The organism is Solirubrobacter soli DSM 22325 (genome assembly GCF_000423665.1).
Classification (GTDB): domain Bacteria; phylum Actinomycetota; class Thermoleophilia; order Solirubrobacterales; family Solirubrobacteraceae; genus Solirubrobacter; species Solirubrobacter soli.
This window is the reverse complement of the sequence record NZ_KE384073.1, coordinates 278,312-290,670: the sequence shown is the minus strand read 5'-3', so window position 1 is coordinate 290,670 and position 12,359 is coordinate 278,312. Positions and strand designations below refer to the sequence as shown.

The following is a 12,359-nucleotide window of genomic DNA, read 5'->3' as shown; positions in this document are numbered from 1 at the left end:
TCCGGAGGGAGGGGCGCCCTAAGAAAGGACTCGGCGGTGTGCGGGTTTGGCTAGGCCGCCGAGGCCTCGCGGGCGCGCTCGACGAATCGGCGGAAGGTCTCGGGGTCGCGCACGGCGATGTCGGCCAGGACCTTGCGGTCCAGCTCGATACCGGCCAGCTGCAGACCGTGGATGAACGTGCCGTAGGACATGCCCTCGGCACGCGCGGCGGCGTTGATGCGCGTGATCCACAGACGGCGGAAGTCACGCTTGCGGTTGCGACGATCGCGGTACGCGTACGCGTCCGCCTTCATCATCGCTTCCTTCGCGCGCTTGTACGAGGAGTTGGCCTCCCCGCGGAAGCCCTTGGTCCGCTCGAGGACCTCGCGGCGCTTCTTACGCGCGTGGACTGAACGCTTTACGCGGGTCATCGGCCCTGCCCGTGGAGGAGCTGGGTTGCACGACGAGCGTCGCCCTTGACGAGGTTGATGTCCAGGTGCATATGACGCTTGCGCTTGGGCGACTTCTTCTCGAGGATGTGGCTCGAGAACGAGTGGCGGGCCTGGACCTTGCCGGTGCCAGTGACCTTGAAGCGCTTCTTGGCGCCGGAGTGGGACTTCATCTTGGGCATGACGAGGGCGGCAGTATAGCCGCCCCAGTCACAGGCCCGGATTACGAGGCCGGCTTGGCGCCGTCTGGCGGCGTTGTTCGGGCCGGCCCGAGCATCATCGTCATGTTGCGGCCGTCCTGCTGGGGCCGCTGCTCGACGATGGCAAGGTCCGCAAGGTCCTCCGCGAGGCGGTTGAGGATCATCTCCCCCCGCTCCGGGTGGGCCATCTCGCGCCCGCGGAACATGATCGTCACCTTGACCTTGTCGCGCGCCTTGAGAAAGCGCGTGACGTGGCCCTTCTTGGTGTCGTAGTCATGCTGCGCGATCTTCGGCCGGAACTTGATCTCCCGGACGTTGATCTGCTGCTGGTGCTTGCGAGCGGACTTGGCCTTCTGGGCCTGCTCGTACTTGTACTTCGAGTAGTCAAGGATTCGGCACACCGGCGGTTTGGCGTCGGCGGCCACCTCGACGAGGTCGAGGTCCTTTTCCTGCGCGCGGCGCAGGGCATCTTGGGTGCGCATGATGCCCACCTGCTGGCCGTCCTCATCGATGAGTCGGACCTCAGGAACGCGGATGCGTTCGTTGATGCGGGTGGTATCGCGCTCCGGCGGTTGCCGGTCGAACCTTCTCGGGACCGGCACTAGCTGAGGGTGTGCGCGCTAGGCGTCAAGAACGCGGCGCAATCTGGAGACGCTTAATCAACGCACGTGAGTATAGACACCAATGGCGCGGCGCGCTCAAGAAATCACGCGCCGCGACGAATATCCCGGCCACTCCACTCACGGAGGACAAACGCCCGGGCCAAGGATGCGCCAGGGTGCCGAGGGTGACCCGCAGGGCAAGGATGCCGGCGGGTAACCCCTAGTCCTCGTCCGTGAGCTTGGCGCGGAAGTCCTCCAGGGTGAGCGACCCCAGGTCGCCCTCGCGGTGCCTGCGCACGCTCAGCGTGTCGGACTCGACCTCGCGGTCGCCGAGCACGACCATGTACGGGATCTTGCGCAGCTCTGCCTCGCGGATCTTGCGCCCGATCGACTCCGTCCGGCGGTCGACCTCCACCCGGAAGTCGCCCAGCGACTCCTGGATGCGGTCGGCGTGCTCGACATGGCGGTCCGAGACCGGCAGCACGATCGCCTGAACGGGCGCCAGCCAGACCGGGAACTCGCCCGCGTAGTGCTCGACGAGCATGCCGATGAAGCGCTCGAAGGAGCCCATCAGCGCGCGGTGGATCATCACCGGGCGGTGCTCGGCGTTGTCGGCGCCCGTGTAGGTGAGCTCGAAGCGCTCCGGCATCACGTAGTCGAGCTGGACCGTGCCGAGCTGCCACGAGCGACCGATCGCGTCGGTCATGTGCAGGTCGATCTTCGGCCCGTAGAACGCGCCGTCGCCCTCGTTGACGTCGTACTTGAGCCCGTGGTTGTCGAGCGCGCGCTGCAGCGCGGCCTCGGCGCGGTCCCACATGTCCTCGGTGCCGATCCGCTTCTCCGGGCGGGTGGAGAGCTCCAGCCGCGGCTCGAAGCCGAACCGGTCATAGATCGCGAAGCCGAAGTCGAGGCAGCGGATGACCTCTTCCTCGATCTGGTCCTCGGTGGCGAAGATGTGGGCGTCGTCCTGCGTGATGTGGCGGACCCGCAGCAGGCCGTGCAGCGTGCCGGACGGCTCGTGGCGGTGCACGAGGCCCTGCTCGGAGTAGCGGATCGGCAGATCGCGGTAGGAGCGGCGCTGGGACGCGTACAGCTGGGTGTGCGCCGGGCAGTTCATCGGCTTCAGGCCCATCGACTGGCCCTCGACGTCCGTGAAGTACATGTTGTCCCGGTACACGTGCCAGTGCCCGGAGCGCTTGAACAGCTCCGCGTCGTAGAGGATCGGCGTCTTGACCTCGCGGTAGCCGCGCGCGCCGTTCTCGTTGCGCCAGAGCTTGGTCAGCTCGTTCCAGATCGCCATCCCGTTCGGGAACCAGAACGGCGAGCCGGGCGAGAGCTCGGAGAACATGTACAGCTCGAGCTCCTTGCCGAGCTTGCGGTGATCGCGCGCCCGCGCCTGCTCCAACCGCTCCAGATGCTCGGCCAGTTCGTCCTTGGTCGCGAACGCGGTGCCATAGATGCGGGTGAGCATCTGGCGGTTCGCGTCGCCGCGCCAGTAGGCGCCGGCGACACTCGTGAGCTTGAACGCCTTCGCGCGGCCGGTGTCGGGCGCGTGCGGGCCGCGGCAGAGGTCGCGGAACGCGCCGTTGGTGTAGATGCCGACCGTCTCGACGCCCTGGTTCTTGACCAGGTCCTCGATCAGCTCGACCTTGTACGGCTGGTCCTCGCGCAGGTAGCGCTCGATCGCCTCGCCCGCCGTGACCTCGGAGCGCTCGAACGGCTCCGCGGCCTTGACGTGCTTGCGCATCTGCGCCTCGATCTTCTCGAAGTCGCCCTCGTTGATCGAGACGCCGTGCGGGAACTCGAAGTCGTAGTAGAAGCCGTCGGCGATCGGGGGACCGATGCTCACCTTGGTCCCCGGGTAGAGCTCGAGCACCGACTCCGCCAGCACGTGGGCGATGTCGTGGCGCAGGAGCTTCAGCGCGTCCCCGTCGCCCGCCTTGGCGGTGACGATCTCGACCGGCTGGCCGTCGGCGAGCGGCTCGGCGAGGTCGACGATCCGCCCGTTGTCGTAGGCCGTGCCGTCCCGCTTCTCCGTCTTGTCGCCGTCCAGGACGCGGATGGCGAGGGCGGCGCGGGCGAGGCCCGGGCCGATGTCGGCGGCGAGGTCGGCTCCGGTGGAACCGTCGGGAAGTTCACGGACAGAGCCGTCGGGAAGGGGGACGCGCATCGCGCGCTGATGCTAGATCACGCGGATCGTCACGCTCTTCGTGAGGGCGCCCACGGTCAGAACGAGCTTCTGCTTGCCACGCTTGGCGTTGGCCGGGACCTTGAAGGAGAACGGGGTCGCGCCCGCCTCCAGCGTGAGCGTCTTCTGCGACTTGCCGAGCGTGAGGACGCCCTCGGTGTCGACCGAGCTGCCGATCACGACCTTCAGCGAGCGGTTGCGGCGCACGGACTTGGCCAGCGTGAGCAGCGAGGCGCGCGGGGCGGCGACCGGAGCGGAGTCGTCCAGGCCGCTCGGCACCTCGACCGGCACCTGCTGGATCTCCGGCGGCGGCGCGATGTCGGCCTGCGGATCGGAGAACAGCACGTCGTCGACGGCCGCGAGGTCGTTCTGGGGCGAGTCGACCACGCCGGGGGCGATCGGACTCGAACCGGCGCGGATCTGCACCTCGGCGACCCGCTCCCCGTCGCGGAAGCGCACGCCCACGAAGCTCAGTCCGTTGGGGCCGGGCGGGACCGGGACGGCGAGGATCGTCGCCCCGCGCGAGTCGAGGAAGGTGACCGCGGCGCCGCCGGTCGTGTCGACGTCGGAGAGCACGACGCCGAACGCGCTCGTGAACGCCTGGCGGTCAGTGCCCGGGACGTTGAAGCGCACGTTCGTGTAGTTCGAGCCGACCGGCGCGAGCAGCTTGTCGCCGCTGTAGGTCTTGAAGCCGCCGCCCCAGGGCGACCCGTTGGAGATCTCCGTGCCGGTCCCGGGGGTGTCGAAGGTGGCGCCGCGCTGGTTGCCGAAGAAGCCGCCGGGGAAGCGGTTCGGGAAGGACGCGCTCGCGGGCACGCCGTCCCAGTTGATCTGCGACGGCGCGTTGGCCTTGAACGCGTCGATCGTCGCCTGCAGCTCGGCGGGCGAGGCGCCGGAGACGGTGCGGATCTCAGGCGCCGCTGAGGCGACGGCCGGCAACGCGAGCGCAAGCACCGCGGCGATCAGAGAGACTCTCAGGGTCGTGGCCATACCGGTGGGGACGCCGGGGCCGCGCGAGGCATTCCCACTGCAGGAGGAGAGCGCGATGTCCGAGGACCTGTGGCGCCGCGGCGCCGGTGAACTGGCTCAGCTGATCGCGGCGCGGGAGGTCTCGTCGCGCGAGGTCGTCCAGGCGCACCTCGACCGCATCGAGGCGGTCAACCCGCACCTCAACGCGGTCGTGCTCGTGCTCGCGGACGAGGCGCTCGCCGCGGCAGACGCGGCGGATGCGGCTTCGGCGGGCGGGCCGCTGCACGGCGTGCCGTTCACCGTCAAGGAGAACATCGACGTCGCCGGCACGCCGACCACGTCCGGCGTCCCCGCGCTGGCCGAGGCGGTCTCGCCGATCGATGCGCCGCAGGTCGAGCGGCTGCGCGCCGCGGGTGCGATCCCGATCGCTCGCACCAACCTCCCCGACCTCGGCCTGCGCATCCATACGGACTCCTCGCTGCGCGGGCTCACGCGCAACCCGTGGGACCCGGACGTGACCGCGGGCGGGTCGTCCGGTGGTGAGGCGAGCGCGTTGGCGTCCGGCATGTCGCCGCTCGGGCTGGGCAACGACGTCGGCGGCTCGCTGCGCAACCCCGCCCACTGCTGCGGGATCGCGTCGATCAAGCCGACGCCCGGCCGCGTCCCCCACGCGACCGTCATCCCACCCGAGGACATGGGCCCGGGCATGCAGTTCATGGCGGTCGAGGGCGTGATGGCGCGGCGTGTGGGCGACGTGCGGCTCGGGCTGTCGATCGTCTGCGGGATGTCCCCGCGCGACCCCGAGTCCGTGCCTGTGCCGCTCGACGTGCCGCGGCCGGAGTCGCGTCGCGTCGCGCTGCTGGCGGAGCCGCCCGGCGGCGACACCCACCCCGAGATCGCCGCGGCGGTCCGGCGGGCGGGCGACGCGCTGGCCGACGCCGGCTACGAGGTGGTCGAGGCCGAGCCGCCGGCCTACGAGCAGGTGCTCGACGTGTGGGGGCGCTTCCTGTTCAACGACATCCGCGCGCAGGAGGAGATCCTGCGCGCGGTGATGGGACCGGACGCGATCCGCTTCCTGGACCACATCGGCGTGCTCTACGACGACCTCGACGCCGCGGGCGTGGTGGCGACGCTCGTCGAGCGCCGCGCGCTCGGGCGCGCGTGGAATGCGTTCCTCGAGACGCACCCGCTGATCCTGTCGCCGATCTGGTCGCAGCCGCCGTTCCCGCACGGCTGGGACGCGGCCTCGCCCGAGAACTCGAAGGCAACGATGGAGCTGATGCGCCCGGTGATGCCCGCGAACCTGCTCGGCCTCCCCGCCGCCGCGGTCAACGCCGGCAAGGCCGCGGGCCTGCCCGCCGGCGTCCAGGTCATGGGCGCCCGCTTCCAGGACCTGGCGTGCCTGGAGGCCGCGGAGGCGATCGAGACCCGCCTCGGCGTGGCGGAGGCGATCGACCCGGTCCTCGCGACGGCCCGAACCTAAAGACGGCCTGCTCCCTTTTAGGTTGCGTTTAGGTCCGGGCGGGCCTCGAATGGCCCTGCAGCGTGGTCAACCTAAATGCGGCCTGGCCCTCTTTAGGTAGCGTGGGGGTTCGTAAGCGAACGAAGGACGTGACATGCGAACGACCACGACCGCAGTATTGGCCGTGGGCGCCACCGCTCTAGCCCCGACCCCCGCTCACGCGCAGCAGTCCTCGGTCCAGGTCCCTCTCGCGGGACATCTGACCGTCGAAGCACAGATGCACGCTGAGCACACCGAGCTCGCGCAGCAGCGCCTGACCCGCAAGGCCTGGCGGCTCGCGGACAAGGTCGCCACGGTGCGCGACCATGGCTTCTCGCCGCGCAAGTACCGCCGCCGGGTCCGCGACGAGTCGCCGGCGCGGCTCGCCGGCCGTGTGCGCGACCTGCGTCGCGCCTTGAAGGACGCCCGCCAGGCCGAGCGCCGGCGCGCCCGAGCCGCGACCGCGGACGCCTCCGCCTCCCCCACGCTCGAGGCGATCGCCGCGTGCGAGTCCGGCGGCAACCCGGCCACCGACACCGGCAACGGCTTCTACGGCAAGTACCAGTTCACCCTGCAGACCTGGGCCAGCGTGGGCGGGACCGGCAACCCCGCCGCCGCCTCCGAGGCCGAGCAGAACCGCCGCGCCGCGGCGCTCTACGCCCGCGAGGGCGCCTCACCGTGGCCCGTGTGTGGGCGTTAGGGGTTCGCAGAAGGGTGGTCGGTCCGCCTGACGTGGTGCAGCCGCCAGTGCCTCGGGCCGGCCGCGCTCGCGATGCGGGCCTCTGGGCCGTGAGCAGCGCGGGTGGCGCGAGGCGCCGCGGATGTGCCGCGGGAGGCGCATCGGAATCCTTCTGCGGGCCCTTAGTAGTCTCGACCGGACATGGCTCTCCGCGATGAGTTCCCCGTCCTGCAACGGGTCGCATACCTGAACGCCGGCACGGACGGGCCGATCCCGCGCGCCGCCATCGAACTGGCGCAGAAGGAGCTCACCGCGGAGCTCGAGGAGGGCCGCGTGTGGCCGCACTTCGAGCGTCGCAGGGAGTTGCAGGCCGACCTGCGCGCCGGCTACGCGCGGCTGCTCAACTGCGAGGAGGACGACGTCGCGGTGACGACCGGGACGAGCTTCGGGCTCGGCTGCGTGCTCGCCGGGATGGACCTTGGGCCGGGCGACGAGATCGTGACGTCGGACAATGAGCATCCCGGCTTGCTCGGGCCGCTGATCGCCGCGCGGCACCGCGGGGCGACGGTCAGGGCGGTCCCGTTCAAGGAGCTCGCGAACGCCGTCACCGCGACCACGACGCTCGTCGCCGCCTCGCACGTGAACTGGATCACGGGCGAGATCTCGCCGGAGGAGCTCTCCGAGGTGAACGTGCCGGTGGTCCTCGACGGCGCGCAGGGCGCGGGCGCGGTGCCGGTCGACGTGAAAGCGCTCGGCTGCTGCGCGTACGCCGCCGCCGGCCAGAAGTGGCTGTGCGGTGCGGACGGGACGGGGCTGCTCTACGTCGACCCGGAGTTCGGCGAGCGGGTCCGCACGATCGCCCCCACCTACGGCTCCTTCGAGGACGCCAACCGCGGGCTGGACTCGATCCTGCGCGCGAGCGGGCGGCGCTTCGACTCCGCCATCTCGCGCGAGGGGATCGCGTTCTCCCACGCCGCGCTCGAGGTGCTCGTCGCCAACGACCTCGACGCGTCGATGGAAAGCGCCGCCGACCTCGCCGACACGTTCGCGTCCCGGCTGGCCGAGGCCGGCCACACCGTCGCCCCGCGCGGGCGCAGCACGCTGGTCGCGTTCGAGTACCCCGAGCCCGAGCAGGCGCGACAACGGCTGGCCGACGCCGGCATCGCCGTGCGCGACCTCCCCGGCCATCCCTACCTGCGCGCCTCGGTCGGCGCGTGGAACGACGAGTCCGACCTCGAGCGCCTGATCAGCGCGCTGTGAAGTCCGTCTGCGTCTACTGCGGGGCCAGCACCGGCTCGGACCCCGTCTACGCAGAGGCCGCCGTCGAGCTCGCGACCACGCTCGCCACCCACGGCCTGCGCGTCGTCTACGGCGGCGCGCACGTCGGCCTGATGGGCCTGATCGCCGACACCGCGCTCGCGGCGGGGGCCGAGGTCGTCGGCGTGATCCCGCGCGTGCTGGTCGACTGGGAGGTCGCCCACACCGGCCTGACCGAGCTGCACGTCGTCGACGACATGCACGAGCGCAAGGCGAAGATGGCGGAGTTGTCCGACGCCTTCGTCGCGCTCCCGGGCGGCATCGGCACGCTCGAGGAGCTGATCGAGATCTACACCTGGAGCTACCTCGGCATCCACGACAAGCCGTTCGCGCTGCTCAACACGAAGGGCTACTACGACGGCTTCACCGCCTTCCTGGACCACGCCGCCGCCGAGGGCTTCCTGAAGCACGAGGTGCGCTCACGGCTGCTCGTCGCATCCGACCCCGAGGCACTGCTCGCCGCCTGGACATGACCTGGTGGCGGCGCGGCGCGATCTACCAGGTCTACCCGCGTTCGTTCGGTGACCTCGAGGGCATCCGCGAGCGTCTGCCGTACCTGAAGTGGCTCGGCGTCGACGGCGTCTGGCTGTCGCCGTTCTACCGCTCGCCGATGGCCGACTGCGGCTACGACGTCTCCGACCACTGCGACGTCGACCCGGCCTTCGGCACGCTCTCCGACTTCGACGCGCTCGCCGCTGAGGCGCACCGGCTCGGGCTGAAACTGATCCTCGACTACATCCCGAACCACACGTCGATCGAGCACCCGTGGTTCCGAGCGCACCCGGAGCGCTACCTGTGGGCGGACGAGGTCCCCAACAACTGGGTGAGCGTCTTCGGCGGGCCGGCGTGGGAGCGCCACGGCGCGCGCTTCTACTACCACGCCTACCTGCCCGAGCAGCCGGACCTGAACTGGCGCCGCGATGACGTCCGCGCCGCGATGCTCGACGTCCTGCGCTTCTGGTGCGAACGCGGGGCCGACGGCTTCCGGATCGACGCCCTGCGCCAGCTCTTCAAGGACGCCGAGCTGCGCGACAACCCCGTCAACCCGGACTGGCATGACGGGGAGGACCCGTACGCGCGGCTGATCCCCGAGTTCACCACCGACCGTCCCGAGGTCCAGGACGCGATCGCCGCGTTCCGGGCGACCGTCGGCGACGAGCGGCTGCTGCTCGGGGAGCTCTACCTGCCGATCGAGCGCCTCGTCGCCTACTACGCCTCCGGCCTCGACATGCCCGCGAACTTCCACCTGCTGACCACGCCGTGGGAACCGCGGGCGATCGCCGGCCTCGTCGAACGCTACGAAGCCGCGTTGCCCGAGGGCGCGTGGCCGAACTGGGTCCTGGGCAACCACGACCGCCCGCGCCTCGCCACCCGCCTGCCCGGCCAGGAGCGCGCCGCCGCGCACCTCCTGCTGACGCTGCGCGGCACCCCGACGCTCTACTACGGCGACGAGCTCGGCATGGCCGACGTCGAGGTCCCGCCCGAGCATCGCGTCGATCGCTGGGCCTTCGGCAACCGCGACGCCTGCCGGGCGCCGATGCGCTGGGACGACGTCGAGGCCCAGCGCGACGACCCGGAGTCGCTGCTCGGGCTCTACCGGCGCCTGCTCGCGCTCCGCCGCTCCGAGCCGGACCTGATCGAAGGCGCCTACCGCACGCTGGAGGCCACGGACCGCGTCCTGCGCTTCGCCCGCGGCGACTCGATCGAGGTCACGATCGACTTCGAGACCGGTGACGGGTCGATCATTAGAAAGTCGTAAGAGACCCCGAATAGCTTCGCGCTGCCAGACCGGGGCGGACCGGTCAGAGTTCTCGATGGAGGGTCGAATGATGCGGGCTGCAGTCCTCGGGCTGAGCGCGGTGCTGACGTGCGCCATGACGGCGCCGGCCGGCGCGGCGACGCTGGTGAATGCCGACGGCGTCCTCACGTACACGGGCGCGCCGGGCGAGAGCAACCAAGTCGCGTTCGAGCGGATGCCGGACGGCACGACACGGGCCTCCGCGTATGGCGCGACGCCGACGACGGTCGACGGCTGCACCGCGCTGCCGCCGGTGGGTGTCGTCGACGGCACCCCGTACACGCCTTACGACTGCGCTGGGGTCGAGACCGTCGTCGCGGACCTCGGCGACGGCGACGACTACGCGATCACGACGCTCCCGGCGACGCTCAGCGGCGGAGCTGGGCAGGACACGCTGATCGGCAGCGCCGCGGCCGACCGGCTCGACGGCGGACCGGGCGACGACACGCTGCGGATGACCCCGGGCGACACGATCGTCGGCGGGAGCGGCGTCGACACCGCCGAGCTGACGGACTCAAGCGTCTTCAGCGTCGTGTTGGACCCGACCCTCGAGAACGCGACCGCCTACTACGGTGTCACGGCGCCCCTCACGCTCACGGGCAACGAGGGCGCCAACCGCCTCGCAGGCGGCGACGGCGGCGACACGATCACCGGCGGGCGCGGCAGCGACGTCCTGATCGGCAACGGCGGCGATGACCTGCTCAACGCGCGCGACGGCGAGCCCGACCGCGTCGAGTGCGGCACGGGCAACGACGTCGTGATCGCCGACCAGTACGACCAGGTCGGGGACTCGTGCGAGAGCGTCGCGCGCGAGCTCGTCCTGAACGCGCTCGATGCCCGCCCGCCGACGATCGCCTGGGCCACCGGGGCGAAGTCGAAGCTCGTCGCCCGGCCCGCGACAACGCTGCGGGTGGACGCCACCGGCGCGCAGAAGGTCGAGTTCTACGACGACGACCGCGTCGTGTGCACCGACACGACGGCGCCCTTCACCTGCGCCTATGCGCCGCGGCTCGGGGACGTCGGCCGCAACACGCTGCGGGCGGTCGCGACGGACGCGAGCGGGCAGACCGCGAGCGTCCTGCGAACGGTCACGGTCGCGCGCTTCGCACCGCACGCGGTGTCGCTTCACCTCGAGCGTCACGGCAACCGGGTCACCGCGACCGGCAAGGTGACCCTGCCCAAGGGCATCGCCTGCTCCGGCGTCGTCGAGGTGCGCACCGGCGCGACCACGCGGACCGACCGGCTGGGCCGCGGCTGCACCTACTCGGTGAGCTTCCCCCGCGGCCGCACCTTCGTGGCGGCCTACCGCGGGACCGACGCGATCGCGCCCAAGCACTCGACCCGGAAGGTGGCCCGATGAAGGCTCTGCTGCTCACCGGCGCGATGCTCGCGTTCGCGGCCCCCGCCCAGGCAGCGACGCTCGTCAACAGCAACGGCACGCTGACGTACACCGGCACTGCGGCCGTCAACGACATCTCGCTTTATGGAACGGACACCGTGACCGTCGGCCGCGGCTACTCCGACGCGGACCCGATCGCCGTGAGCGGATGCTCCCGGGTCGAGGACGGGCTTACGACGGAGCGGTACGCCTGCGCGGGCGTGACCACGGTCGCGGTCGACACCGGCGCGGGCGACGATCGCATCGACCTGGCAACCAAGCTCGTCCAGACTGTCGCCGCCGGGCCCGGGGACGACACGATCTGGGCCGGCCGCGGCACGATCGGCGGCGGCTCCGGGATCGACGTCGTGCGCGTGTACCCCGGAGACCACGCGACGCCGCTGTCGTTCTCGCTCGATGGGACGGCCAACGACGGCGCCGCGGCGGCGAACATCCTCCCCGACGTGGAGGACCTCACGATCGAGGAGCCGATCTCGTTCTCCGGCACGCCGGGCTCGTATGGGCCGAACGTGGTGATCGGCTCCGACGCGGCGAACGAGCTCACCGGCGGCAACGGCGCGGACACGATCACCGGCGGTGGCGGATCGGACACGTTGAGCGGCTCGCACGGCGACGACGTGATCGACGCGCGTGACGGTGTGGCGGACCGCGTCAGTTGCGGCCCGGGTGCCGACACCGTGCTCGCCGACAGCATCGACCAGGTCGGGGAGGACTGCGAGTCGGTCCAGGTCACGGCCGTGGCGCCGTTCACCGACAAGCCGCCCACGGCGGACTGGAAGAGCCCGGCGGCCACGCTCGCCCCGAACGCGCCCGCCACGCTCGAGGTGACCGCCGGCGACGACTTCGGCGTGGCGAGCGTCCGCTTCCTCGACGACGACCGGACGCTGTGCACCGTGACCGCGCCGCCGTACACCTGCAAATACGAGCCGCGCCTGCAGGACATCGGCCCGAACCTCCTGGTCGTGGTCGCCACGGACAGCGTCGGGCAGACCACCACGATCTCCCGGCTCGCCACCGTCTCCAAGTTCACGCCGACCGCCGTCACGGTGAAGACGCAACGGCGCGGCGGGCGCTCCGTGGTCAGCGGGAAGGTGACGCTCCCCGCCGGCGCTCGCTGCGGCGGCACGGTCACCGTCTCGGCGAAGGGCGTCCCGAGCCGGACGATCAAGCTGTCGGCGAGGTGCACCTACCGGGTGACGATCGCGACCCGCTCCGCCGCCCGGTTCAAGGCGCGCTTCGACGGCACGAAGACCCTCGCGGCCAAGCGATCCGCGTGAT

General features: G+C 71.1%; 12 protein-coding genes. 7 read left to right on the top strand and 5 right to left on the bottom strand.

What is annotated here, in order from left to right:
• Window positions 1–50: 50 nt before the first annotated feature.
• From rplT to G569_RS0142280, 5 genes are all read right to left on the bottom strand, one after another.
• A complete protein-coding gene (gene rplT / locus G569_RS0142300; protein ID WP_028067886.1) occupies window positions 51–410 on the bottom strand; it encodes a 50S ribosomal protein L20 in 360 nt (119 codons plus the stop codon).
• The gene (gene rpmI / locus G569_RS0142295) at window positions 407–610 is read right to left on the bottom strand and encodes a 50S ribosomal protein L35 (RefSeq protein WP_028067885.1); all 204 of its coding nucleotides are present in this window, start codon (window positions 608–610) and stop codon (window positions 407–409) included. Before rpmI ends, rplT begins: the two co-directional genes overlap by 4 nt.
• A 41-nt stretch (window positions 611–651) precedes the next feature.
• On the bottom strand, window positions 652–1,230 hold the full coding sequence (gene infC, locus G569_RS56325; protein WP_053227813.1) for a translation initiation factor IF-3: 579 nt from the start codon (window positions 1,228–1,230) through the stop codon (window positions 652–654).
• Window positions 1,231–1,450: 220 nt separating this feature from the next.
• Window positions 1,451–3,400, bottom strand: a complete 1,950-nt coding sequence (thrS, locus tag G569_RS0142285; protein WP_028067884.1) for a threonine--tRNA ligase — start codon at window positions 3,398–3,400, stop codon at window positions 1,451–1,453.
• A gap of 12 nt (window positions 3,401–3,412) precedes the next feature.
• The gene (locus G569_RS0142280) at window positions 3,413–4,372 is read right to left on the bottom strand and encodes a hypothetical protein (protein ID WP_157592688.1); all 960 of its coding nucleotides are present in this window, start codon (window positions 4,370–4,372) and stop codon (window positions 3,413–3,415) included.
• Between the two features lie 91 nt (window positions 4,373–4,463).
• Between G569_RS0142280 and G569_RS0142275 the strand changes: the two genes are divergently transcribed.
• From G569_RS0142275 to G569_RS0142245, 7 genes are all read left to right on the top strand, one after another.
• Window positions 4,464–5,870, top strand: coding sequence for an amidase (locus G569_RS0142275; protein WP_028067882.1), 1,407 nt, complete (start codon window positions 4,464–4,466; stop codon window positions 5,868–5,870).
• 256 nt (window positions 5,871–6,126) lie between these two features.
• On the top strand, window positions 6,127–6,588 hold the full coding sequence (locus G569_RS66245) for a transglycosylase family protein (protein ID WP_053227812.1): 462 nt from the start codon (window positions 6,127–6,129) through the stop codon (window positions 6,586–6,588).
• Window positions 6,589–6,768: 180 nt separating this feature from the next.
• On the top strand, window positions 6,769–7,827 hold the full coding sequence (locus G569_RS0142265; RefSeq protein ID WP_028067881.1) for an aminotransferase class V-fold PLP-dependent enzyme: 1,059 nt from the start codon (window positions 6,769–6,771) through the stop codon (window positions 7,825–7,827).
• A complete protein-coding gene (locus G569_RS56315) occupies window positions 7,824–8,357 on the top strand; it encodes an LOG family protein (RefSeq protein WP_037503057.1) in 534 nt (177 codons plus the stop codon). The genes G569_RS0142265 and G569_RS56315 overlap by 4 nt, the downstream gene beginning before the upstream one ends.
• Window positions 8,354–9,643, top strand: coding sequence for an alpha-amylase family glycosyl hydrolase (locus G569_RS56310; RefSeq protein ID WP_053227811.1), 1,290 nt, complete (start codon window positions 8,354–8,356; stop codon window positions 9,641–9,643). Before G569_RS56315 ends, G569_RS56310 begins: the two co-directional genes overlap by 4 nt.
• Before the next feature lie 70 nt (window positions 9,644–9,713).
• Complete coding sequence (locus G569_RS60265; RefSeq protein ID WP_157592687.1) at window positions 9,714–11,042, top strand: Ig-like domain-containing protein; 1,329 nt, start codon at window positions 9,714–9,716, stop codon at window positions 11,040–11,042.
• The gene (locus G569_RS0142245; RefSeq protein WP_028067880.1) at window positions 11,039–12,358 is read left to right on the top strand and encodes an Ig-like domain-containing protein; all 1,320 of its coding nucleotides are present in this window, start codon (window positions 11,039–11,041) and stop codon (window positions 12,356–12,358) included. Before G569_RS60265 ends, G569_RS0142245 begins: the two co-directional genes overlap by 4 nt.
• Window position 12,359 lies beyond the last annotated feature (1 nt).

What these genes read in the sequence shown, in the direction of transcription:
- rplT (WP_028067886.1), bottom strand. Translation starts at nt 410, where the DNA reads ATGACCCGCGTAAAGCGTTCAGTCCACGCGCGTAAGAAGCGCCGCGAG.
- rpmI (WP_028067885.1), bottom strand. Translation starts at nt 610, where the DNA reads ATGCCCAAGATGAAGTCCCACTCCGGCGCCAAGAAGCGCTTCAAGGTC.
- thrS (WP_028067884.1), bottom strand. Translation starts at nt 3,400, where the DNA reads ATGCGCGTCCCCCTTCCCGACGGCTCTGTCCGTGAACTTCCCGACGGT.
- G569_RS0142275 (WP_028067882.1), top strand. Translation starts at nt 4,464, where the DNA reads ATGTCCGAGGACCTGTGGCGCCGCGGCGCCGGTGAACTGGCTCAGCTG.
- G569_RS66245 (WP_053227812.1), top strand. Translation starts at nt 6,127, where the DNA reads ATGCACGCTGAGCACACCGAGCTCGCGCAGCAGCGCCTGACCCGCAAG.
- G569_RS0142265 (WP_028067881.1), top strand. Translation starts at nt 6,769, where the DNA reads ATGGCTCTCCGCGATGAGTTCCCCGTCCTGCAACGGGTCGCATACCTG.
- G569_RS56310 (WP_053227811.1), top strand. Translation starts at nt 8,354, where the DNA reads ATGACCTGGTGGCGGCGCGGCGCGATCTACCAGGTCTACCCGCGTTCG.
- G569_RS60265 (WP_157592687.1), top strand. Translation starts at nt 9,714, where the DNA reads ATGCGGGCTGCAGTCCTCGGGCTGAGCGCGGTGCTGACGTGCGCCATG.
- G569_RS0142245 (WP_028067880.1), top strand. Translation starts at nt 11,039, where the DNA reads ATGAAGGCTCTGCTGCTCACCGGCGCGATGCTCGCGTTCGCGGCCCCC.